This is a genomic window from Agarivorans sp. 1_MG-2023, assembly GCF_030548385.1.
In the GTDB taxonomy this organism is placed as follows: Bacteria; Pseudomonadota; Gammaproteobacteria; order Enterobacterales; family Celerinatantimonadaceae; genus Agarivorans.
Genome location: NZ_JAUOSJ010000004.1, coordinates 169207 through 193212, shown reverse-complemented (window position 1 = coordinate 193212; position 24006 = coordinate 169207). Strand labels below are relative to the sequence as shown.

The following is a 24006-nucleotide window of genomic DNA, read 5'->3' as shown; positions in this document are numbered from 1 at the left end:
GAAACTCTGTGTAAGCGCTTTCTTGGGTTAAACTTTAGCTAAGCCTGATAAGGTCTTCAAACGAATAAAGGTTAAGATTTGAGGCCTGTCATAAAAAAAGCCACTATCATGACAATTAGCAATTATTAAACTATAAAACGTAATATTTCCTGGCTAAAACCACTGTTTAGACAGCAAAAGGCCGCCATCAAAAACTCAATTATTTGTAAATGATAGGGGTTTCACAGTGTGAAAAACTGCGTCATGGCCGATTTAGGCAAACTTTTGTCTATATTGATTCGGCGTCATCTCCATCTCCTGCCGAAACAAATAATATAAATAGTGTTGATTAGAGAACCCAGCCGCATCGGCGATGGCATCAACCGGAGAGCTGGTAGAGGTGAGCTGTTGCTTAGCAAATTCCATACGAACTTGATGCAGTTGTTGGTGTACTGTTTTGCCAAGAACCTGCTTGAAACGTGTTTCAAGGGTTTTGCGAGATACCGCACAGTAGTCAACAACCTGCTCAACTTTAATTCTTCGGTGAAAATTACTGTTTAGAAAGAATAAAGCTTTGGTGATAAGAGGGTCAGCAGGCACTGCTTCGTCGGCAGAATCACCACTGATGATCTCGGTAGCGGGCACTAATACTTCTCGTGCAGCAAGGCCGTCAATTTGCTCTTGTAGCACTGCCACGGCTTGTTCACCAATTTGTTGAATAGGCAATACCGCGGAGCACAGAGAGATAGGTGATAAAGCGCTTTCTGTAGGGTCTGCATCAATACCAATCAGCGTGTAATCGTTCGGTACGCTAATCCCTTGATCATGACACAAGCTAGCGAATTGCCTCGCCTGGGTGTCTGAGGCAGCAACCACCCCTACTCGTGATTCAGGTCGAGTTAAGTCAGGAACACTTAACTCCACCAACTCTAGGCGGTATTGAAGGGCAATTTTCGCTAAGGCAATTTTGCGTTCTTTCACCCACGGAGCGGTAAAAGTAGGCACCCCGCTAAAAAATGCCACGCGACGAATGCCTTTGGCTAAAAACGACTGCACAATTAACTCTACAATCCCTTGGCTATCGGGGCTTACTCGCGCTAAATGGGTTTGCGAAGGAAGGTTTAAACGTGAACCAGAAATAGCCACTAAGGGCAGTGAAAGGTTTTCACAGAACGCCGGCACACCGGGTTTATCAAAATCAGCGATCACTCCACAAAAGCGCTCTAAGTTAACTAGATTCGCTTCAGCAATGGTCATTACCTCCGGCTGCATCCAGCGCGACAAGGGACTGATATTGTGGGTAATTCCTTTTAGTATTTCTCGATCGTAAGGATGTTTAACATCCAGTAGCAGTAATACTGCGTTGCCGTTGCGCATCATTGAGGCTCCTTTCAATCACTAACAGCCGCTAGCACTGGTATAACAATATTAGTACCCTTTTCTTGACTCAGCGGCTAGCACTAAGCCAAGAATTAGTGGTGATGTGTCGATTATTCGTCTAACCATAAGATATTGGTCACACAGCGCGGGTAGTACAAACTGCCAATAGGCTTACCTGAGCTGAACTGATCACAGCAAGCGTGCTTGCTTGCGCCAATCGTTTGCCAACGTACGTGCGCCGCATCGGCTTCAACGCTATTGGCCTGCTCTATTTTTAAAATTTTACGTGCCACATATTGGTTTAGGTAAATTTTACTGACCCATGAATTGTCAGCCGTAGACGATAGTTTCCAAGCGCCATCAGGATACAAACAAAACCCTTCGTTTAATACATACTCTAGATGCGCCTTTAGTACTTTAATGTACTCACCGTAAGGGCCTTGCTCAGACACGGCCTCACTTAAGCCCATCTCATAGGGATACACCAAGGCCTCAATTGCCGGAATAATCGCGCTGGTTGAGTGGCCATCTAGTACCGCCGGTATGTACCCTAATTCCTTATCGAAGCTAGCACTTAATTTATCGGCGCAACGCTTAGCAGCGTCTAACGCAAGCTTAACCTGTTCGGTTTCCCCTAAATCTTGTAATACTTTGGCAATTGCCAAATAAGCAGCCCAACTTTTACCCGCCAAGTAAATATTACCGCGAGCTTGGCCTAAGCTATGGTCGAGAGAATCGTAGGTGGTAATTTCCCCACCCTTCTGAGTTCGCGCCGATTCAAAGCCCATAATGCCGTCGCGTAACTCTGGGTTTGGGTTATCGCGGTTTAACAGTGACTGTAAGCAATCAATCAAGGTGCCGCGCTGCTCAATAGCAAAGGCCTTATCTGCGGTTTTGCTAATATAAACACCACAACACAATACCCAGTTAGTGAGCTGCTCGTAAGTCATATGGCTAAAACATACTCGATCTAAACCCGCCACTTCGTAGGAGCTTTCTCCCTTAGGGCTCCAATTGTTTGATACCCCCATGTCATGAGTAAATGACAAACCACCAGGGTAATTTACCTCGGGGTGTTCAGGGTCAAAAACCTCATCGTAAAAGCTGTAATGACTTAAAAACTGCTTCAGTGTGTTTTTAACTGTCCATGGGTTTTTCGTTAATTCAAAGAACAACATATCTACGGTAAGGTCGAGCGTATTCATCATCAAATACTCGCCTTCGTTAACCACCCAGACCGACTCTGTACCGTCAAACAACCATTGGGTCGAGCCGTAATAGCTGCGCGTAGCATGTGCCAGAAGATATTGCTGATGGGCATTCAAGGCACTGTCTTGCAGTTCTTTATCAGCTTGTTTTGCAATCGCGGCATATTCATCAAAATGGCCTAAGGCATAACTCAGTACATCGTTTAGTCCAGTAAAATGCTGCGTATAGTAATATTGCATCGCACGGTTAAACGTTGCATTCCCACCTAAGTAGAAGCCTAAGGCTAAACGTAGCGTTACTTTTTCACCGGCTTTCACGTCCACCATAAAACCGGCTGTTGGACCAAGCATGAAACAGTCGTTATTGCCTATTTTACTCAGCGCACTTTGTACAGAAAAATGGCTAAATGCTGTGGCAGATTTACACGTGGTAGCCAAGCCAATGTTGTCTCTGCAAGTGACCCCAATCATCCCGTTATTGTCGCCGTCTAGGAGCTTATTCCAACGTAAATCATCGCCCTGTAAGGCAAAAAAACCGGTCCAATCTTGGTCGCTGGTATTATCAAAACTTAATTCAACATATACCGCAGGGCAGCTGGCTTGTTTGAGCTTTTGATGCTGCGCTAATGCCGGATCAGGGATCTCAAAAAATGGGCTGAGAACGTTAAAACTAATGCCAGGCGCTGAGAATGTATCGCTGGCCCATTGGTAATCACGCTCAACATTTTCAAACACTCGCTCGCTAAGGCTAGAAGTGTCGTCTTTTTGTACATAGCGTTCGCTTTGATCGTTGGCGCCCTTGTAAAATGGAAACGAATTAACCACACCTTCGCCATCTTGATAACCAACAAATATGTTACCTGCAAAAGGAGCACCTAACTCCAGACCCATTCCTCCATGCTCGCCAGACTCGCCGACAGTAAAGCTGGCTAACGCCCCCATTGGTGAGTGGTGAGCATGAAAAAACTGCTGATTTTGTTCCATAACAACTCCTAAGGAATAACAAACGCGATGGTAAAAACGGTTAGCGCTACAACTTGCGAATAAGTGTAAGCGCTTTCACCAGTGTTAATCTACCCAAGCAAGATAGGCGATTCAAAGAAATAAACAGTAAGATTTGAATTTGGTCATAAAAAGCCAATGCTTTATGACATAAGGAAATAGCAGACTAAAAAAACGTAAAGCAATAGCAGTTAACAAACAAGACACCACCACCTCCTTTTCTAACTTACCAACCTCAAGGCTCCGTGTTATGCACGCTATAAAGTATTTAGCGGCCCATGATAAAAGGATCAGCGCGCTTACATTAAGGTGACAAAGTTTACATACAATATTGCCAGCGCCTTCGCTATATTCGGCTTAGAGTAAACACTCTTATTCAATTCCCACCAGCAAGGACGCAAAATGGTGCACGACCGATTTAACTTTTCATCTAAGCCTGCGATACCGCTATTTTCAGCACTAGTTACTTCACTATTATTGTCGGCATGTGGCGGTGGTGGAGAATCCCCCTCCACCGAAACGGTATTCACGCTGCCACGTAATACCATTGAAAGTGCTTATTTGCGAGATACCGACGGCCAAGCTAATCGCTTAGCAGGACAAATAAGCCTCACTTTAAGCAATGAAACGATTACGCCAGAGGCAAAAACACAATCAATTTGGGTCTACTGGGCCGATACGCAAGGCAATAACCTAGGAGAAGCATGGTTAAAAACCCCGTCTAATACGCCGTTTTTAGTCACCATTCCCGAGCAAAGCGTGATTCCAGCCAATGCTACAGCGTTAAACTTGCTGCCAGTGAATCAGGCGGGTCGGGCAGCCACCGCGCGTTTAGTGAGGTTTCATGATTTTACCGGGAACGCGCAGTTATCTGGTCCCGGCGGGAGCTATCTTACGCCATGGTATTACGGCACTAGCCGACCACATATCGCCATTCAAAGAATTAACCACCAAGATGGAACATGCATTTTTGATAATGGCTTGGTCAGTGTAACGGACATGCAGAATCAAATAGACCCGCGTGCCCATGATGCAAATGCGGGAGCTTTAGAGGCAGACGAGCAAGCGTATCCAGCCTACGAGTACTTATGTGCCGTTCAGCCAATAAACACCTACAAGCAAACCAACGATAGCAACGGCCTTTGGACGTATTCAGCGATTAACGATGCCATGTATTACGGTACCGCGGTGTACGATGCTTTCTTAAAACACCTTAAAGAACCGCCGCTAGAACAGAAAATTCGGCTGCGAGTTCACTACGACAAAGCCTCGTCTATTCGTGCTTTTTGGGACGGTGCGTACGCCAACTTTAGCGATGGTATTCCGTTCTTTCAAAATCTCGCCACGCTCGATCATATTGCGCACGAAGTTGGCCATGGGGTTTTGAACCGAATAGGTAAAATAGATGGTTTTAAAGAAAACATTAGCCTCGATGCACGAACCGCACATGAAGCCTTTGCCGATATTTCCGGTGTAATGGTGAAATACGAATTTAACAATGACGGCAATTATTGGGTACATGGCGAGGAATCTAATGGCTACACTCGCCAACTGGATCAAATTCAAACCGAAGCTGGCGCTATTGCCAGTTTTTTAGATTACGACGACGCAGGTAACAACTATTATCAACGCATTGGTATGCTGAGTTACCCTTTCTATTTGCTCGCCAATAAGTGGGGTATAGACACTGCGTACTCAGTTTATCTAAACGCAGCAAAATCCTGCTGGTTACCAGATTTAACCTTAACAGACGCAGCAGACTGTATTCGTCAGCAAAGCCTTGCTGCCAACCTACCAGAAACAGACGTAATAGAAGCCTTTAAAAGCGTAAAAATTAAACTATTTGATCAAGGTGTATTAAGCCACTTCACTGTTGAGAGTAGCGATACTGGAATCCAGTTTTCTGACAATAGCCGCAGTACAAATCAAGTACTAGATTGGCAATGGGACTTTGGGGATGGCAGCAGTTCAGAGCTCGCTAATCCGCTCCATCAATTTGCTGCCGGCACATATCAAGTCACGCTGAGGGTTAGCGACCAGTCTAATGATCACGATAGTTTTAGTCGCACCATTCGAGTGAGTAATTAACACGCGAATTAAACGCACTATATTATTCATAGCCGCAGACAAAAAAGCTCCTCACAGCAAGGCTGGGAGGAGTAAACAAAAAAAGTAGACGAGATAACTTGAGTGCTAAGGGCTCAGTTATCGTTCGATTATCGTCGATTGCCTTTGGATTAATGACAAAGAGCCTACAGCATTGTTAAAAGTTATTAATGTTCACTCACCAAGCGTATGTTGTTAAGAGTATAAGTCACTTCAGACTCGGCCCCACCAACAAAAAAAGCAAACGCTGCTTTCTTGTCAGAATTAGTGGCTACAAATGTTAAGTCCACTTGTTGTGGTTCTCGGTTCACCACTAAGTCCTCTGCAAAGTAGGTCATGTAGTCACCAGAATCTTTCTGCAACATAATAGTAAGGGGGCTTTCTTGACTGGCGCTAAGCTCAGCGGTGATTTGATAGCGCTTGCCTTTGCTTAAGGCCACTCGAGCGCGTTTCAATTGAATGTGCCATGGATTACTGGCTTTTTCTTTCACCGTTATGGTTGCTTTGTCACCGCTAAAACTAAATTGACCAGAGCCATCCCCCCAACCGTCAGTGCCTGCGTTAATCGGTTCCCAACGCTTGCCTCCATCCAAGGCAATATCGAGGCTTGCAGCGTAACTAGGCATCGCGATCAATACTAAGCTCAACACCAAAATTAAAGGCTTCATAAAATTCACAGTTTGTTCCTTAAGTTGAGCGCCAAACACGCTAATAAGTTGAGTTAAACTTAATATTGTTCAGGCTATAACTGACACCCGGACGACCTTCGCCAAACATAATGGCAAAGGCGGCTTTTTTCTCATCCTTTGGCATGACAAATTCATAAGTAAATTGCTTTTTCTCAACACCCACTAACTCAGTACGTTGAAAGTAAGTTGCGTATTCTCCGCCATCTTGCTGCACCGTAAAGCTAAGCTTGCTAGGTTCACTGGCCGAGGCTTCTACAGAGATTTCATACTTTATGTCTTCAAATAAATACAAGGGGCGCTTAAGCTGAATATGCCAAAGATTACTGGCTTGTTTCTTTATTCGAACATTGGCCTGTTCATTCGCAAGACTAAAGTCGGCAACGCCATCGCCCCAACCTTGCAGCCCAGCACTAACCTTCTCCCAATCTTTGCCGTCGTTAAGGGTGTATGTCACCATGACTAGAGGGGAAGTCTGCGCCTCTGGCTCCGGGGTGGTGCTAGCGCAAGCGGCTAAAAAAAAAGCGCTCGCAACCAAAATAAAGAAACCTTTCATTTTCAAATTCCTCATCATTGCACTACGCCAGTGCTCACACTGGCGTAGTTAACAAACAATTAATTACTCACAAGACCACTCAACCGCGCCAGCTGGCAACGTTGTCGTTTTCTCAAAAGCTACTTTTCCAATTTCGTAGCTCACACTTTCGTTACCGCGAATATCAAAACTCATTAAGTCATTCACTTTGGCAATATCAAATGCACCAGTAGCATCTTGTATCGAGAAACAGCTCATATGAACCGCCACCGTTGACCAACCGTCAGCTTCAAGATCTGCCAGTTGTGCTTGGCCAAAGTAAAAGGCTTGGCGGTTTTTGTAATCTTCGCCAGCGTCAGTATTGGTTTGCATAAAAATTTGATGGGAGGTTTCGCTGGTTGTTGCCACCAATACCGAAAGATCAATCAATAACAATCCATTTTGGTATTCAGTAAGATCTAATTGGTTTTCTGCACTACCCACAATGAAATAAACTTCAGCAGGGCCATCTTCACCAGCAGAGAAGGTATCTACTTGCCAGGTTGCTACGCCATCGCTCTCTTTAGCAGTCACCTGTAATGAATCCGTTTTAGGGTAGCCTTCACCGCGCGCTAATACTTGGCGGTTATAGGAATCTGAATTTGAGCCAACCAATACAGAAAAGTTAGTTGCAGCAGAACCATCATTAAGAATGACCAAAGCATCACTGACAGGTGGATCTACTGGCGTCTCATCAACAGGTGGAGCCACTGGCGCTTCTTCTATCGCATCAGTACAACCAGCCAGTGCAACTGCGCCCGCTAACATTGCTACTTTAAAAACTGTTTTTTTACTCATATTCATTTCCCTTTGAAATTGTTAAAGGCCAATTAGTGAGTTCACTAATAAGCCAGCGGGAGCTATGTTAACGAGGAAAATAAAATAGAAAATAGACAAGCACTAAATTGAAAAGCCTTTCACGGGGAATCATAAAATAACAATAAGTAAGTCAAAAAAACCAAAAAACAATTGCTTAAAAAACAAGCGCTTTGAATTTGAGGGCAGCCCTAATAATAAAAAAACTCCTCGCAGCAAGGCTGAGAGGAGTAAACAGAAAGGTAGGCTAAGTAACAAAGCTAGCTAATAGGCTTTATTACCAATCGGTTGTCGGAATTTGCTTTTGGGATTAATAGCAAGGTGCCTACTGTACTGTTAAATATGCTTAATTTTCACTTACTAAACGTATGTCTTTAAAGGTAAACGTTACCCCGGGTGCAGCGCCGCCTACAAAAAAGGCAAAGGCCGCTTTACTATCACTAGAAGGGGCTTTAAAACTCAAATTAAATGTTTGTGCTGAAGGGCTCACTGATAAATCTTCAGCGTAATACGTGGCGTAATCACCAGAGTCTTTTTGCACAATAATGGTTAATGGACTTTTCGCACTCGCACTAACTTGTGCAGTGATCTTGTACATTTCACCTTTATTCAACTTCACTTTTGGTCGTTTTAATTGGATATGCCATGGGTTACTGGCGGCATCTTTTACAGTGACTTCAGCGGTTTCACCACTAAAGCTAAAGCTACCAGAACCATCGCCCCAACCGTCGTCGCCGGCGTTAACTTGCTGCCATCTTTTACCACTGTCTAAGCTGATATCGAGGTTAGCTGCTACCGAGGTTGTTGCTACACTTAACAGACTAGCCGCTAAGGCTAAGGACTTAAGCAATGTCATGGTTTATTCCTTACATCTAAAACTAACTAATATTGAAAAAGACTAGTAGGTAGAATTTAGTTTGATATTGCTTAGGCTATAGCTCACACCAGGTGCGCCATCACCGAACATAATCGAAAACGTTCCTTTCCTTTCGTCACTAGGCATGGTGAATTCGTAGGTATATAGTTTGCTTTCAACACCAACTAATTCCGCACGATAAAAGTAAGTAATATACTCACCGTAGTTTTGTTGAACAGCAATCACCATATTGCTTGGCTCACTTGCAGAAGCCTCAACAGATAGCTCGTAATGCATATCTTCCACCAACGCCACAGGGCGTTTAATTTGAATATGCCAAGGATTACTCGCTTTCTTTTTAATCCTAATATTGGCTTGTTCATTGGCTAGGCTAAATGACGCTACGCCATCTCCCCATCCTTGCAAGCCGGCACTTACCTTGTTCCAGCCCTTACCGTCGTTAAGGGTATACGTCACCATCAAAGGGATGGCAAATTGGTCATCTTCGCTGGCACTTTCAGAGGTTCCAGTACTTGCACAAGCCACTAAAAAACTGGAAGAAACAGCAATTAAAAAAACATAAAAACCTTTCATTTTCATATTCCCTGAGAGCTATAAATCCATTAATTCATTAAATAGCGCACGGCATCAATACCGTGCGCAGGAGGGTGCTTCGTTAATTACTCAGCACACGTCCATTCAACAGCACCTTCAGGTATCATGGTGGCGTCTTTTTCGTACTTCACAGTACCTAATTCGTAAGTCACTGACTCATTGCGAATATCTAGGCGGAATACTTCATTAACCTTAGTGATATCGAATGCACCGGCATCATCTGCAGCAAAACAACTCACCTTAACGGCATAAGTTTTCCAACCCGCTGATTCTTGATCAGATAATTGGCTTTGACCAAAATAGAAAGTATTACGGTCAAGGTAATCTTTTTCACCGCCATTAGTTTGCATCACAATTTGGTGGCCAGCAGAGTCACTTGCAGTGGCATTAGTTACTGACATATCAAATAGTAGTACACCGTTAGCGTAGTCAGTCATATCCATGGCAGTGTCGCTACCTACAATAAAGTAAGCTTCACCAGCACCATAAGTATCTACTTTCCAAGAGTACTCATCGCCATTAGCACTAGGGCTAACAGCAATACCATTTGCAACGCTATAGCTTTCATCTTTTGCTAAGGCATTTTTGTCATAATCAACATCACTACCAGCAAGAACACCAAATCCGGTCGCTGTTATACCGTCATCAATAACCACGAATACTTCACCTACTGGTGGATCTATTGGCGGATCTACTGGATCTGTTGGTTCTTCAATTGAATCAGTACAACCTGCTAAAGCAATTGCACCGGCTAACATCGTGATTTTAAAAACTGCGTTCTTACTCATGCTCTTCTCCCTGTGAATAGTGTTGAAGGCAACAGGTCTTCAATGTCCATGCGCCTTTGAAATCATCCTAAGGCTTGGTAACCGGGCAAAGAAACGACAAAGATCACAGTGTTAGCGTTAACAAACTTGAAAGTGCAATAAAGATAAAGCTCACTAAAAAAACGTAAAATATAAAAAAGCTAACAAAAGAATAAATAACACAAATTAAACCATTGTTTTTTAAATTAAAGATAGCTAAATGGGTGATTAAAAAAGAAATTTTAACAGCACTTAAACAGTAAAAACCCTGCTAAGAATAGGCCTATAATTTCACAGTATGTTTACCAAAAATCACACTAAAAAATGAGGTATGTGGTCATTTTTCACAATAAGAAAAGCATTTCATGACTCAAAATCACAAACAATAGCCACAAAAAAGCAGAGCATAAGCTCTGCCTTATCAACAAGTTAATCAGTTATTAATTAACTTTCTTGGTTTAACCTTTTTTCGAGTTCGGCTACTTTGGCCTCTAGGGCTGTCAGCTTTTCTCGAGTACGCAGCAGAACTTGAGTTTGCACATCAAAATCTTCGCGATTAACAACATCCAGTTGACTCAGTTTAGCTTGAACCACTTGTTTTACCTTGCGCTCAAATTCATCACCCACATTTTTAAGCCCAGGAGGAACCAGTTCACTTACTTGTTTTGCTATCTCTTCAATTTTGGCCGGGTTAATCATTAAACTCTCCTTAATTTGGCCTCATTGTATAGAAGCTCTAATGGTGGCTCAAGCCAGTAACAGTTAAAGCGTTAAGGCTAAGCTAGCATCAATACTAAATATCTCACTCAAGACGCCTTGTTCTCGTAATCGCTCTAACGCGTTGCGTAAACGCGCCGCCTGCTCTTGCTGTAAAGATTGCTTAGACCAGTATAAATGCCCTTGCCGCGTCGCTAATTGATAGATAGGTGTGAGGCGCTCAATATCTGCGTGCAGTTGTTTAAGGGCAAAATCAATTGAGTAGTTGGTAGCGATCATTACGTCGATACGGCCAAGCAGCAACATTTGAATGCCCTGCACGGTATCGTTGAAGCTTATCCTGTCGATAGAAGGGTTATCGTCAATTTCCGGCCCATAAATTGAACCTCGGATGACTCCCACTCGCTGACCAGCAAGCGCATCTATATTAGCAATAGCCGCAGAACCCGCCTTTGCTACAGCCATCACCTTTAATTCGACCACAGGGCCTAAATCTACAGCGATGTCTTCTGAAGTTGCTCCAGCAAACATCACCGCAAAGTCGGCAGTGCCCGCTTGAATATCTTTAATCACTCTAGGGTAAGGCTTTAAACTGTTTTCCATGGCAATGTCGGCTTCTTCGCACAACTTGCGAGCAAAGTTAACCAATAAACCTTGCGCCGGTTGCCCTGCGTCTTGATAGCCCCACGGCTTCATCATGCTACTTGAAAATTTAGCAGGCGCTAAAGGTGCAGCCATAGCGATAAATGAACAAAAATAAAACAAACACCCAAGTAGTCTCATAAGATCCTTTTTAACAGCGTATTAATGGCTAAGTGTAGCAAACTGCGCCCCAAGCAACTGTTGCAACACCGTCGCCGATAACTGCAGCGATAAACCACGCTTACCGGCACTGACCACTATTTCGGCGAGTTGCTCTGCACTGCTATCTACAAAGGTAGGTAAACGCTTCTTTTGACCAAAGGGGCTAATGCCACCTTTAACATAACCCGTAGTACGCTCCGCAACGGGTACCTCGGCCATCCGCATCTTTTTAATCCTGGCGGCTTTGGCTAGAGCTTTTAAATCTAACTGGCCAGTCACCGGTACAACAGCTACTACCATTTTTTTGGGATCGCTTTCATCACAAGCGACCAAGGTTTTAAAAACTAACTCTTCTGCCAAGCCAAGCTTTTCGGCGCTATCTTGGCCAAAGTTGGCGTGCTGTGGGTCACTTTTATATTCAAGCAAGCTAAAGGCTTGTTTGGCTTTTTTAAGTTGATCTACTGCAGGTGTCATTTTTCTACTACCTTAATTGCGTGCTGCAATTTGCCAAAAACGTTGCATAAGCGGTTCGTGCAGCCTTCTTGATAGCATACAGATCCCTAAATCAAAAGGCTCTAGCTCTACACCCACCGCCACACTTTGAATTCGCTCTCGCACTGGGCTGTTATCTACCACTACTTCAGGAGCAATCCCTACACCACTGCCTAGCGCCACCATACTCACAATGGCTTCATGCCCCGCCACTTTAGCGTGCACATTCGGCGTGATACGCATGGCTTTAAACCAATGGTCAATCCTCGCTCTTGCTGGCCCATGCTCAGGCAAAATAAACGGCACTTGATCCCAAGGAATAGGATTTCGCTCTAACAGCTTGCGCACGTTACACGATACCGTAGGCCCAATAATAGACAGCGGAATTTTACTAATACTGGCAAAAGCAATGTTTAGCGGAAGGTGATCGGGGCGGGCTGCAATAGCAATATCCACCTCACCATTAGCCACCTTATCTACTGCCATTGCCACATCACCAGTGGCCAATTTAATGTCGGCATTTGGGCAAGATAAGCGGTATTTGTCCAAAATGTCCGGTAAGTGGCTATAACTAGCAGTTACTGAGCAATAAAGCGTCAGCTCGCCTGCCAGCGCATTCGACTGCAAAGACAAATCCATTTGCAGCAAACGCCATTGCTCTAACCATTGCTCAGCAAAGCTACGAAAGCGCTGCCCCGCTTGAGTAAGATGAACACTGCGTTTGTCACGCGTAAATAAACTGCTGCCTAATTCGTCTTCAAGCCTTTGTATCACACGGCTCAAGGTAGATGCACTTACATGCATGGCTTGGCTGGTTTTAGCAAAATGCAGGCTCTGACTTAAGTGCAAAAATAACTCAACACTTCTTACATCCACTGGCAGCTCTCCCTATTGAGTATTATTTGTTGAGGCCTTAATCGAGACATTTTACCAAACTGTATTGCAATATATGAAACACAATATCCCAAAAACATCATTTTACGCAATGACACTTTGGGTTTATATTGAGCCCATCACGAGACAGGTACAAGAAACGCGCTCACAAAAGAAGTGCATCGGGATCTCGTAAACACAACAACACCATCATCATTTGATTAACGCTATTTTTACGGAGTCGAACATGGCTAATTATTTCAACACCCTTAGCTTGCGCCAAAAGCTTGAGCAATTAGGTAAATGTCGTTTTATGGATCGCAGCGAATTTGCTGATGGTTGTAACTTTATTAAAGACTGGAACATCGTAGTTGTTGGTTGTGGCGCACAAGGCCTAAACCAAGGCTTAAACATGCGTGATTCTGGCCTAAACATTTCTTACGCTTTGCGTGACGCGGCAATTCAAGAGAAGCGTGCTTCTTTTGTTCAAGCATCAGACAACGGTTTTACTGTTGGTACTTACCAAGAGCTTATTCCACAAGCAGATATGGTACTTAACCTTACTCCAGACAAGCAGCACAGCAATGTTGTTGAAACGGTAATGCCGTTAATGAAGAAAGGTTCTACCCTAGCTTACTCACATGGCTTCAACATTGTTGAAGAAGGCATGCAAGTACGTGAAGACATTACCGTAGTAATGGTTGCACCTAAGTGTCCAGGTACTGAAGTACGTGAAGAATACAAACGTGGTTTTGGTGTTCCAACCCTAATCGCTGTTCACCCAGAAAACGACCCACAAGGCAACGGCCTTGCAATTGCTAAAGCCTACGCTTCTGCAACCGGTGGTGACCGCGCAGGTGTACTTGAGTCTTCATTTGTGGCTGAAGTTAAATCAGACCTTATGGGCGAGCAAACAATCCTTTGTGGTGTGCTACAAACTGGCGCTATCTTGGGTTACGACAAAATGGTTGCCGAAGGCATTGAGCCTGGTTACGCCGCTAAACTTATCCAGTTTGGTTGGGAAACAGTAACCGAAGCCCTTAAGCACGGTGGTATTACCAACATGGTAGATCGCCTATCTAACCCAGCTAAAATTAAGTGTTTCGACCTAGCCGACGAGCTTAAAGACCTAATGCGCCCATTGTTCGAAAAGCACATGGACGACATCATTGAAGGTGAATTCTCACGCACTATGATGACAGACTGGTCAAACAACGACGTTAACTTACTTAAGTGGCGTGAAGAGACTGGCCAAAGCGGTTTTGAAAAAGCCCCAGTATCTGACGTAGAAATCACTGAGCAAGAATTCTTCGACAAAGGCATCATCTTAGTGGCACTGGTTAAAGCCGGTGTAGAGCTAGCATTCGAAACTATGGTTGCTGCTGGCATCATCGAAGAAAGTGCCTACTACGAGTCACTACACGAAACGCCACTTATTGCTAACACCATTGCACGTAAGCGTTTGTACGAAATGAACGTAGTAATCTCTGATACTGCAGAATACGGTTGTTACCTATTCTCACACGCTGCTGTGCCACTATTGCGCGACACCGTGAACAACATCAGCCTAGAGTACATCGGTAAAGGTTTTGAAGAGCAAAGCAACGGCGTTGATAACGCTCGCCTAATCGAAGTAAACGAAGCGCTACGTAGCCACCCTGTTGAAGTAGTTGGTACTAAGCTTCGCGGTTATATGACTGACATGAAGAAAATCGCCGTAGGTGGTTAAGCTTCTCGCTTTTGGCTAATGACGATTAGCTAACGGTGGAAATAAAAAGCCCTAAGCAGTAATGCTTGGGGCTTTTTTGTTCGTGGACGTTTTAAAGTTTTCGCCTGCGCTGACTCTGCAAACAAAAACTAAAAGCTTTCGCCTGCGGCGCCGTCATTTTTCTTTGACGAGCAAAGAAAAACGAAGCAAAAAGAAAACTCGCCCTGCATTATCTTCTTCCTGCGTTGCTCGTATCCAAGTGCGTCGAAAAACTCGCTGCGCTCAAACAGGTTTCGACTTCATCACTTGGCCACTTGCGCTACTCAGCGATAATGGAGGAACTAAAAAGCAGCTCCGAGTTAGGCTTTAAGTTCACATGTTCAACTTTTTAAAAAATCAGTCTTTTTACTTTATAATCAAAGACTAAAAAACACCCCACACACAAAATATAACCTTGAAAGTAACCAAGTGAACCAATCCCCATCATCTTCGCCGAGTAGCGCAGTCAAACAGCGAAAGAGCCGAGCACTGTTTGAGCGAAGCGAGTTGCGCTGGCGCGCTGATTGATTAGCAACGTAGGGTTTAAGAAGATGCGGGGGGGCCTTTCTTTTGTGTACTTTTCTTTGGCCACGCAAAGAAAAGTACATCGCCGTCAAGGCGAAACCAGCACTACCAACGCACTCTTATGTACAATTAGGGTAACAATTGAAAAGAAGAGCTTTCGCCTTCGGCGATAATGGAGGATCTGAGAGCAGCTCCTCAGACAATACAAACAACAATCTAAATACCTTAGTCTTATGGTAACTTTACTCAATAAGAGTTTACGGAGTGAATTAAGTGGTAGATAAAGCCTATAACTTTGATTGGAATACCCCTTTCATTAAAGAAAACAATGAAGAGTTTTCTGCCGACAAACTTAATCGTGCAACTTATGCAAAATTCCTCACCAACTTCTTAATTGCCCAAGCCCAACAGGGTTATGTACTCAATCTAAATTCTAGCTGGGGAACAGGTAAAACCTACTTCCTCAAGCGCTGGCAAGTATCTATAGAAGAGCACCACCCAACCGTTTACATAGACGCATGGAAGCAAGACTTTTCTGATGATCCAATGATGACAGTGGTGTCGTCAATTACCGCTCAACTTCGCGACCAGTCACAAGACAAAGATGAGCAAGCCATTAGAAACATAGGTAGTAAAGCGTGGGGATTTTGCAAACATGCCGCACCAGAGATAACTAAGGCTGTAATCAAAAAAGTCAGTGGTATAAGCGTCGATGAAATACTAGACAAAGATTCTGAAGAAGATCCGAGCAAGAGCGATGAGTTTGCGGAAGCCACCGGCAAAGTGGTCGCCGCCATGTTTAAAGATCACGAACAAAAACTCAGTAGCATTGAAGATTTTAAGAAGTGCATCACCGAGTTTATTGATTCGGCTAAAGGTTGCTCAGGTAAGCAAAAACCTACTTTTATTTTTATAGATGAATTGGACCGCTGCCGCCCTTCCTACGCAGTAGAAATGTTAGAGGTGATCAAACATTTCTTCGATATGCCTTACGTAATCTTTGTTGTAGCCACCGACACAGAACAACTGCAACATGCCGTAAAAGCCGTTTACGGCAATGACTTCGACGCCAATGTTTACTTGGGTCGTTTTTTCAAACGTCGTTGCACTCTTAAAGAACAACCTCGCCTAGCGTTTATCGTTAATCACCTTTCATATTTAACCGAAGAACAAACAGATGAGTTCTTTCCAAAGATTTGGCCCGAACTTGATAATGACAAAGATTATTTCTTCAGACTGATAGCTTCAATATCCGATATTTATAACTTGTCACTTCGGGAGAGCGAGCAGCTCACGGATAAGGTGCTAGCAATACTTCTTAACCTTAGAGAGCAGAAAATCGACTTAATATTACTTTGCTCCTTAATTATCATTCATGAAAAGTATTACGCTTACTACCAAACCTTAATGGGAAGCCGCTTAACAGGTGACATGATTAATGCTGATTCGATCCAATCAATGTTACCGAATGTAAGATTAATGAATGAAGTAGAGATCGAAATTACACCGTCGGTCAATTTTCCAAATATGAAAATCGTAGTAGACCGATTTACAAGAGACTTAGATTTCACTAAAGGCAAATACGATATTCACTATCGGTACTTATTGCGTGCTCAACTGAGCTTGCTAACCCATACTAGTTCAACTAGCTTCCTTGAAAGCATTACTAAATCGTATCGCCACGGAGATCCGGTTCAACCACTCGACATGGCTGGTATTGAACTGGAAAAAACAAATATATCCAGAACAAAATTTAAAGACTGGGTCGAGCTAGCCACCACATTTGAATAACTCTGTTATCGAGCGAATCAATCCCCATCATCTTCGCCGAGTAGCGTAAATGAACAAGGGAGAAAGTGGAAGTCTGTTTGAGCGCAGCGAGTTACTTCAACGCCCTTGTGAGTGCGCAACGCAGGGTATAAGAAGATGCGGGGCAGCCTTTCTTTTGCAACGTAAGCTTTGGTTGAGCAAAGCTTATGACGTCGCCGTCAGGGCGAAAACCTAATCAACACCCACACTCTAAAACTGAACTTTTCCTCGCAATAACAACTAAGAGCAATCCCCATCATCTTCGCCGAGTAGCGTAAACGAACAAGGGAGAAAAGTTGAAGTCTGTTTGAGCGTAGCGAGTTACTTCAACGCCCTTGTGAGTGCGCAACACAGGGTATAAGAAGATGCGGGGTGGCCTTTCTTTTGTGTACTTTTCTTTGGCCACGCAAAGAAAAGTACATCGCCGTCAAGGCGAAAACATAACTCACCACACGTTCGTGAACTCAAGTTAAAACTGGCTATGCTTCGCAAAACTCTGTGGCGTTTTCCCAAACTCTTGGCGAAACACTTTCACAAAACTACTCACACTTTTGTACCCCAAGGAATGGGCGACTGAAGTGCTACTCTCGCCTTTGCTTAACAGCTCTAGCGAATTCATTAAACGAAAACGGCTACGCCACTGGCGAAAGGTCATCCCTGTTTCGGCTTTAAATAAGCGCTCTATAGTTCGCACGCTCGCGCCAGCCATATTAGCTAAAGAAGCCAATGATGGTGCTTCATTAGGGTGTTGCACCATATAGCTAATTAGCTTTACTAATCGCGAATCTTTACCTGAGGGAAGACTCACTTCAAAAGGCGTCAAATTCTCTAGTTCATCGATGGCAACCATGCCTAAACGCTGGATGTTTTGCGGGGCCATACGCTGAGGAACTTGAGTGAGTCGCAGCACTATTTCTCGCATTAAAGGGCTCATGCTTAGCATTACGCCTTTCTTTTCGCTTTGCCGAACCGGGAATGAAGGGTCGATGAATAGGTTGCGTGTTCGTGCGGCGATTTCGCAGCTCACTTGATGGCTTACGCCGCCAGGGATCCAAACAGAGTGGCTTGACGGCACAACCCAAACCGCTTGTTCACTGGCAACACGTAATACACCTTCTGCCGCCCACAGCAACTGACCGCGCGGGTGAGAATGCGGCACCATTCCTGACTCAGCAAGCATACTTCTGGCATTAGTTAATACCGGTTTATCTGGATCAAGCGTAAAGGCCACTTCGCTAGGCATCCACATTGTCGACTCAGAAATATACTTTGTCATATTTAGCACTTAAAACGACAGAGAGGTTTCGCTATCTTAGAAACATGAACACATTCAGTTCAAGTTTTATTTCTTAGCCTTTAATCGGAAACAACACATGGACAGTAAATTCAGCATTAAACAGTCAGCATTATTACTCGCCTTTATCGCTGCATGTTGGATTGTAGTATCTCCGCTGCAAGGTTACCCCGCGCTGTTTTCTTATAGTGCTGCGCTGGTAATGATTACGCTAGCGTTATGGAGCACAGGCGCTATTCCCCCATTTCTAACAGGATTATTGTTTTTTGCACTAGCGGCCACGTTTAAGCTAATTCCCAGTGATATTTTGTTTTCGGGTTTTGGTTCAACGGCAGTCTGGTTGATTATTTCTGGTTTTATTATTGGCTCGGCGATCTCGGTATCTGGCTTAGGTAAGAAGCTAGCCTTAGCGATTTCTCCTCACTTAAGCGCTAGCTATACACATCTGATTGCAGGTTTGGTCTTTAGTGCAATGCTATTGGGATTTGTAATGCCTTCTTCAGTTGGCCGAGCGGTAGTATTAGTGCCGATTGGTATGGCCTTAGCCGAGCAAATGGGTTTTACTCAAGGCAGCAAAGGCCGCATCGGTATTGCCACTGCACTGGCGCTGTCTTGCAACATGCCGAGCTTTGCCATACTGCCAGCTAACATTCCTAACATGATTTTGGCGGGTTCCAGCGAAACGCTGTTTGATATTAGCTTTAACTATACTGAGTATTTACTGCTGCACTTTCCTATTTTAGGCATTGTTAAATCGATTCTGATTGTGCTGTTGGTGCTGCGCGTTTTTCCTGCTGAACTCTCAGCACCACAGTCGATAACCCCCTCTGAGCAAGGCGAAAAATTTGATAGCAAACTGCAAAAACGCGTCGCCATACTGTTATCCATCACCTTGTTATTTTGGGTGACAGACTCGATTCATGGCATTAACCCTGCTTGGGTTGGCCTAATCACTGCGGTTATTTTGCTGATGCCTAAATGGGGCGTGGTAACAGCCAAATCCTTTAACAACTCGGTAGATTTCGGCACCATCGTTTTTGTCGCTGCAGCACTTGGGCTGGGGGCCTTAGTTAATAGCTCTGGTCTTGGTGAATATGTTGGCCACACCTTTAGTCGCCTATTGCCAGAATCAACCAACAGCTCGTTCCTGCACTTTATGTCATTGTCATTAATTTCAACATTTACCGGTTTAGTAACTACCATTCCTGGAGTACCTACGGTGCTAAGCCCAATGGCGGCGAACTTTGCCGAAGTCAGTGGTTTTAGCTTACCCGCGGTATTGATGACTCAAGTGATTGGCTTTTCTACGGTGATCTTTCCCTACCAAGTCGCACCACTTATTATTGCTATGCAGTTGGCAAACGAACGACTCACGGAACTGCTTAAAATTACTATTCCACTGGCGGTTATCACCATCGTTGTGTTGATGCCACTAGACTACCTATGGTGGTGTTTATTGGGCTGGATACACTAAGCGACATACACCCCAAAATACCGAATAACTAGCGCAAATAGTTAAGGCAGCACGTTAATCCGCTCTCGGCCATTAGATAAGTTTTCTACGATTACTTGGCTGCCTATTTCTTTTCGCCGAGTGTTAGTTTCAAGAATAAATTTTTCACCATGGTCCATGTGAACAATATACTCGTAGTGAGTTTCTTCACTCTTTGATGCCTGGTGACCAACTGCGCCCCCTACCACTGCCCCAGTAACGGTTGCGGCTGTTTTACCACGCCCACCACCCACTTGGTTACCCAGTAGTCCACCGATAGCGGCGCCACCTATTGTGGCTAAACCGCTAGAGCTTGACTTAGCCACAGTTTGCTCACTCATTATCTCTCCGTAAGAGGTGCGCAAAACCGTAATCGGTTCAGACGCACAAGCGCTAAGCAACAAACAAAAGGGGATTGATAAAAGTATATTTTTCATTAGCTTACACTGCTGTTTTTTGAAATTATACCCAATAAAAAAACTGATAAACGCAAACAATAATCATATTTTGCTAAATTGAGTTAATAGAACAGCGAATAAATAAACCAAAGGTAAAAAACACCGCAAACCCTTTGTAGAGATTGGTTTAAGAGGAAAAACTAACGTGGACTTAGGCTGAATCATCTTTGTCTTCGATGAGGGCGTTGCGACAAATAAGAAATGCGTGTTTAGAATAGCTTGAGAATAGAGTTGGCCAGTTAACTCGGCAGCTTGTTAAGCGTTTAGGCTAACAAACCTAGCACTTAGCAAGAGTGCTCACTAGCCACAGCCTACCAGCGTGTATAAATACCAATAAAACACAGTGTTAAGGCCAAAGAGCAACAGCGAAATACCCTTTAGCCCAGCCTTACTATTGGGCGATGAGCTCAAACCAATTCATATTGAATAAGTAACCAGAACCGCCTTTAAAGTTAAAACGCAAAGTTTGCGGACCAGCATCTAACATAACGGTAGACTCAATGGTTTTCCAAGCTTGCCAATTGCCGGTGCTTTTAACCTTAACGGTGGCTTTTTCACTGTCATTTGCTAACACCACAAAACGACCACCATCAGTAGCACTCGCAACACGAGCAGTCAGTGTGTAACTGCCGGCAGCAGGCACGTCAATCGCGTATTCAACCCAGTCCCCATTTTCAATGTAACCTATGTTTACACCTCCGCCAGTATCAGAGCTAGACTCGGTTTTAATGCCTTTTTGATTAGTGAAATCTTCAGCTTCAACTTTCACAGAGGCATTGGCCGCTGCGCTAACAAATGTTGCTAAGGCCAATACACATGCAGAACACACTTTAACGAACTTGTTATTAAATAAAACAACCATAGGTTTTCTCCCTTTTAATAAAATATCGGTAGATGGCGAATACGGAGAAAACCTAAGCCTGGCAGAACTACGCACCTATTCATTGCTTATAATTTAACCCGCCTCTGCAGGTTATATAGATTCATTTTTCCAGCAAATTTTAGCCGCGCCATTTGTGATCAAGCACTCGCGCATAGCAATTATTGTTAAATCAAGTAACATTTTGTTAGCGCTAACAAAGCTAATACTCAAAACGAATTGCTTTCAAAAATACCTACGCTTTTATTGAATAAAATGAGGCTAAGCGATACGTCTCTCGTACTAAAGTACGAAACAATTCATACCGCAATGACGATTTACCCAGCAAGCTTAATGCCCGTTGCTATATTCAAACCTGCTCACCGCGTTAAGGATGGTGGGTTTATACAGCAAGGAAGATAATATGAATAAAATACTAACAATAATTAAGATCGCCGCAGCAGGTTTGGCATTCATCGTAAGCGGCGCGCAAGCTGCCGAAGAAGTTAGGCTAAGGCATGCCCAATTTACCCCGTATTTTGAGAATGGCTTTGCTAGCGCAGAGCTAGAAGGCGCGGTAGAAGTGAAAAACATCGGCCCAAACAAGCAAGTGTGGATACACTACCAAACTAGCGATGGCCAATGGCTAGATCATCCCGCCTTTTACATCGCCGCCACCAGCAATGGCTATGAAGCATTTAGCTTTCGTTTACCGCTACAAGGCTCAGTATCTGCGACTCAATTTGCCATTAAATACCAAGTCAATGGCGATACTTATTGGGACAATAACAAGCAACAAAATTACCAATTTGACGCCACCACCCAAACCCATTTAGCCCACCAAGCAGTGGCTTTGGATGAAGCCTACCGTGAATCATCATTAATCACCGTAACCGCCCGCGCCTTAGCCAGCGGTAACGCAGATAAAGTGACAATGGTGTACTCAGACACCAATTGGCAGCATAGCTACCGTACTAATCTTACCCTTAGCCATACTGTTGCCGACGGCAATGGCTTAAGCGGTGTATGGACTGGCCAGCAGTACATTGAATACTACCGCCGCTTTGAGTTTTATCTTGAGTACCAAGATGGTCAGAACACGGTTATTGATAACTACTACGGCAAAAATTATCGACTGTTCAAAACGGGTGAAAGCCTCGGTCGCGGTGAGCTGTTGCAGCGCTATCCTCAAGTGTACTTTCGTGGAGAACCGAGTGGCTGGAACTCATTACCAATGAGCTTAATTGATGATTACACGTGGTCAACAGTAGTGTATTTCGACGGCACTACCGACTTTAAGTTTGATATCTACAATGATTGGTCACGTAATTTTGGTGACGACACTAAAGACGGCTTTGCCAACTTAAACGGTGCCAACATGCAAGTAGACCACGCGGGCTCTATTCGCATCACCTTTAATAGCTTAACTGGCGCTTATCAGGCCACACCCGTTAACTAATACGCTAATAAAAGCCGGAAACAAAAAAGCCTCGAGCATAAACTCGAGGCTTTTAAAACAGTTAGTGTGCTTTTTATATACGGGTTTTACGACGCGACAGCGCTAAAAATACCAAGCCAAAGGCAAATAGCATGGTGGTTGAACCTTCACTTACCACTGCAGGTACTTGAGGAGTTGTCCAGTCAAAACCAAAGCTGTGAAATTCGCGAGCACCGGTATAACTCTTAGCCGCTACACTACCGTCAAATACTGCTCCGCCGGTGATGTCGGCATCTAAAGCGAGTACCGAACCAACAGTGGCTAAGTTATTAAAATCAATGGAATCTGCTTCGTAAAAGTTCCAAAGAATATTGGCCGCACCAATGTTTATGCCGCCCGCTTGAACGCCAAAACCGTTAGTAAGGTTTACCCCGCCACCTACAGTTACATCACTGCCAGATACGTTAATCACCACTGTTTCCGCAGTGCCAGCATCCAAAGACAAGGAGCTGTTCTGAGCAAATACTTGACTAAAATCGAGGTCGAATACAGCCACGCTATCTGCACCGCTATATAATAGCTGGCTGCCGTTTAACACTGCATTACTGCTCAAGCTAGCGAAATAAGCTGAATCGTTACGTAACTCTGTTTCAACATCATCAAAGGCTGCTTGCATGTCAATTTGATTGCCAGCAGTCACACTTTGTACACTAGAACCACCGCCGTTAAGGTTAACATTCCACGCTAAATTGTAGCTGCCACCATAGCTTAAGCTGCCCGCATTAAGGTTAATGTTACCGGCATTTACATCGCCAACAATAGTAACGGTGTCTTTATTAGGTACTGTTGTTTCGCGCGTAGCAAAAGTAGGAGAATGCCCGGCCGCATTTAGATTACCGCCTAATAAGGTGCGTCCTTCTACTTCACCGCCTTGGTAATTGTAATCGCCAGTTAAAATGAGGTTGAAATCGCTAAGAGGGGTAGCCTGAACGAAGCCTGACATTAGCATTGACGCTACTACAATGAGATGTTTTTTACTGCTAAACATGTATTTCTTAATTCCTAATCTTACTAACACGGCGCGCAGGGTTCGCGCTAATCTGTCACTTGTCACTCACCGACCATTTCGGTGGTGAATCAAACAATACACATCACTAAGCACAAATCAGACCACTAAGTAATAGCCTTTATTTATCATACAGTTAAAAGTTAGTACATTATTATGAACACATAGAAATAATATATTTTGTAAAAAAAGTCGACAAATATAAGACTCTAAACTAGTGAACACCAAAAACACTTCCCTTAAGTATTATCAAATTAAAAACTACATTAAAAAATCAATAAAAACAGTAAATTACTACTGGACAGCTTAGTGATAAATTGCTCAAATCCTTGCTGACAAAAAAATCATAATGAATAGTCAATTTTAATACTCAACGCTAAGTACAAACGTTACAGACCAGACGA

Annotated in this window: 21 protein-coding genes; 5 read left to right on the top strand and 16 right to left on the bottom strand. The window is 43.8% G+C overall.

The annotated features are described in order from the left end of the window. Nucleotides 1–252 precede the first annotated feature (252 nt). Both Q4592_RS07240 and Q4592_RS07235 read right to left on the bottom strand, forming a co-directional pair. Nucleotides 253–1359, bottom strand: a complete 1107-nt coding sequence (locus Q4592_RS07240) for a helix-turn-helix domain-containing protein (protein WP_303511576.1) — start codon at nucleotides 1357–1359, stop codon at nucleotides 253–255. 110 nt (nucleotides 1360–1469) lie between these two features. Continuing rightward, on the bottom strand, nucleotides 1470–3551 hold the full coding sequence (locus Q4592_RS07235) for a glycoside hydrolase family 52 protein (RefSeq protein ID WP_303511575.1): 2082 nt from the start codon (nucleotides 3549–3551) through the stop codon (nucleotides 1470–1472). 420 nt (nucleotides 3552–3971) lie between these two features. Here Q4592_RS07235 and Q4592_RS07230 point away from each other — a divergent pair, with 420 nt between their 5' ends. Next, nucleotides 3972–5657: a PKD domain-containing protein gene (locus tag Q4592_RS07230; RefSeq protein WP_303511574.1), complete on the top strand. Its 1686-nt coding sequence runs from the start codon at nucleotides 3972–3974 to the stop codon at nucleotides 5655–5657. Nucleotides 5658–5842: 185 nt separating this feature from the next. On the opposite strand, the gene Q4592_RS07225 is transcribed toward Q4592_RS07230, so the two are convergent. The 10 genes from Q4592_RS07225 to ilvY form a co-directional block, all read right to left on the bottom strand. Beyond that, entirely contained in the window at nucleotides 5843–6343 is a 501-nt protein-coding gene (locus Q4592_RS07225) for a carbohydrate binding domain-containing protein (RefSeq protein ID WP_303511863.1), read from the bottom strand. Nucleotides 6344–6383: 40 nt separating this feature from the next. After that, nucleotides 6384–6917 carry a carbohydrate binding domain-containing protein gene (locus Q4592_RS07220; RefSeq protein ID WP_303511572.1) on the bottom strand — a complete coding sequence of 178 codons (534 nt, stop codon included), beginning with the start codon at nucleotides 6915–6917 and terminating at the stop codon, nucleotides 6384–6386. A gap of 63 nt (nucleotides 6918–6980) precedes the next feature. After that, complete coding sequence (locus Q4592_RS07215; RefSeq protein WP_303511570.1) at nucleotides 6981–7733, bottom strand: hypothetical protein; 753 nt, start codon at nucleotides 7731–7733, stop codon at nucleotides 6981–6983. Nucleotides 7734–8097: 364 nt separating this feature from the next. Then, entirely contained in the window at nucleotides 8098–8607 is a 510-nt protein-coding gene (locus Q4592_RS07210) for a carbohydrate binding domain-containing protein (protein WP_303511568.1), read from the bottom strand. Nucleotides 8608–8649: 42 nt separating this feature from the next. Further along, nucleotides 8650–9201, bottom strand: a complete 552-nt coding sequence (locus Q4592_RS07205; RefSeq protein ID WP_303511567.1) for a carbohydrate binding domain-containing protein — start codon at nucleotides 9199–9201, stop codon at nucleotides 8650–8652. Between the two features lie 86 nt (nucleotides 9202–9287). Further along, nucleotides 9288–10010, bottom strand: coding sequence for a hypothetical protein (locus Q4592_RS07200; RefSeq protein ID WP_303511566.1), 723 nt, complete (start codon nucleotides 10008–10010; stop codon nucleotides 9288–9290). A gap of 462 nt (nucleotides 10011–10472) precedes the next feature. Continuing rightward, nucleotides 10473–10727, bottom strand: coding sequence for an accessory factor UbiK family protein (locus tag Q4592_RS07195; RefSeq protein ID WP_303511564.1), 255 nt, complete (start codon nucleotides 10725–10727; stop codon nucleotides 10473–10475). Between the two features lie 63 nt (nucleotides 10728–10790). Then, complete coding sequence (locus tag Q4592_RS07190; protein ID WP_303511563.1) at nucleotides 10791–11528, bottom strand: ABC transporter substrate-binding protein; 738 nt, start codon at nucleotides 11526–11528, stop codon at nucleotides 10791–10793. A gap of 21 nt (nucleotides 11529–11549) precedes the next feature. Further along, nucleotides 11550–12023, bottom strand: a complete 474-nt coding sequence (gene ybaK, locus Q4592_RS07185; protein WP_303511562.1) for a Cys-tRNA(Pro) deacylase — start codon at nucleotides 12021–12023, stop codon at nucleotides 11550–11552. A gap of 12 nt (nucleotides 12024–12035) precedes the next feature. Further along, a complete protein-coding gene (gene ilvY, locus Q4592_RS07180) occupies nucleotides 12036–12917 on the bottom strand; it encodes an HTH-type transcriptional activator IlvY (protein WP_303511560.1) in 882 nt (293 codons plus the stop codon). 244 nt (nucleotides 12918–13161) lie between these two features. Here ilvY and ilvC point away from each other — a divergent pair, with 244 nt between their 5' ends. Further along, nucleotides 13162–14643 (top strand): ketol-acid reductoisomerase, encoded by a 1482-nt coding sequence (ilvC, locus tag Q4592_RS07175; RefSeq protein WP_137673334.1) that lies wholly within the window; start codon nucleotides 13162–13164, stop codon nucleotides 14641–14643. An 816-nt stretch (nucleotides 14644–15459) separates the two neighbouring features. Continuing rightward, nucleotides 15460–16977: a P-loop NTPase fold protein gene (locus Q4592_RS07170; protein ID WP_303511557.1), complete on the top strand. Its 1518-nt coding sequence runs from the start codon at nucleotides 15460–15462 to the stop codon at nucleotides 16975–16977. Between the two features lie 487 nt (nucleotides 16978–17464). Here the strand turns inward: Q4592_RS07170 and Q4592_RS07165 are convergent, their stop codons facing one another. Next, on the bottom strand, nucleotides 17465–18271 hold the full coding sequence (locus Q4592_RS07165) for a helix-turn-helix domain-containing protein (protein WP_303511555.1): 807 nt from the start codon (nucleotides 18269–18271) through the stop codon (nucleotides 17465–17467). Between the two features lie 97 nt (nucleotides 18272–18368). On the opposite strand from Q4592_RS07165, the gene Q4592_RS07160 reads away from it, so the two are divergent. Continuing rightward, nucleotides 18369–19763 (top strand): SLC13 family permease, encoded by a 1395-nt coding sequence (locus Q4592_RS07160; RefSeq protein ID WP_303511553.1) that lies wholly within the window; start codon nucleotides 18369–18371, stop codon nucleotides 19761–19763. Between the two features lie 41 nt (nucleotides 19764–19804). Here Q4592_RS07160 and Q4592_RS07155 read toward each other — a convergent pair whose 3' ends face one another. Both Q4592_RS07155 and Q4592_RS07150 read right to left on the bottom strand, forming a co-directional pair. Continuing rightward, on the bottom strand, nucleotides 19805–20122 hold the full coding sequence (locus Q4592_RS07155) for a glycine zipper 2TM domain-containing protein (RefSeq protein WP_303511551.1): 318 nt from the start codon (nucleotides 20120–20122) through the stop codon (nucleotides 19805–19807). A 508-nt stretch (nucleotides 20123–20630) separates the two neighbouring features. Next, nucleotides 20631–21101 carry a carbohydrate-binding protein gene (locus tag Q4592_RS07150; protein ID WP_303511549.1) on the bottom strand — a complete coding sequence of 157 codons (471 nt, stop codon included), beginning with the start codon at nucleotides 21099–21101 and terminating at the stop codon, nucleotides 20631–20633. A 421-nt stretch (nucleotides 21102–21522) separates the two neighbouring features. Here Q4592_RS07150 and Q4592_RS07145 point away from each other — a divergent pair, with 421 nt between their 5' ends. Further along, the gene (locus tag Q4592_RS07145) at nucleotides 21523–22557 is read left to right on the top strand and encodes a carbohydrate-binding protein (protein ID WP_303511548.1); all 1035 of its coding nucleotides are present in this window, start codon (nucleotides 21523–21525) and stop codon (nucleotides 22555–22557) included. 73 nt (nucleotides 22558–22630) lie between these two features. Here Q4592_RS07145 and Q4592_RS07140 read toward each other — a convergent pair whose 3' ends face one another. Next, complete coding sequence (locus Q4592_RS07140) at nucleotides 22631–23584, bottom strand: choice-of-anchor A family protein (RefSeq protein ID WP_303511546.1); 954 nt, start codon at nucleotides 23582–23584, stop codon at nucleotides 22631–22633. Nucleotides 23585–24006: the final 422 nt, after the last annotated feature.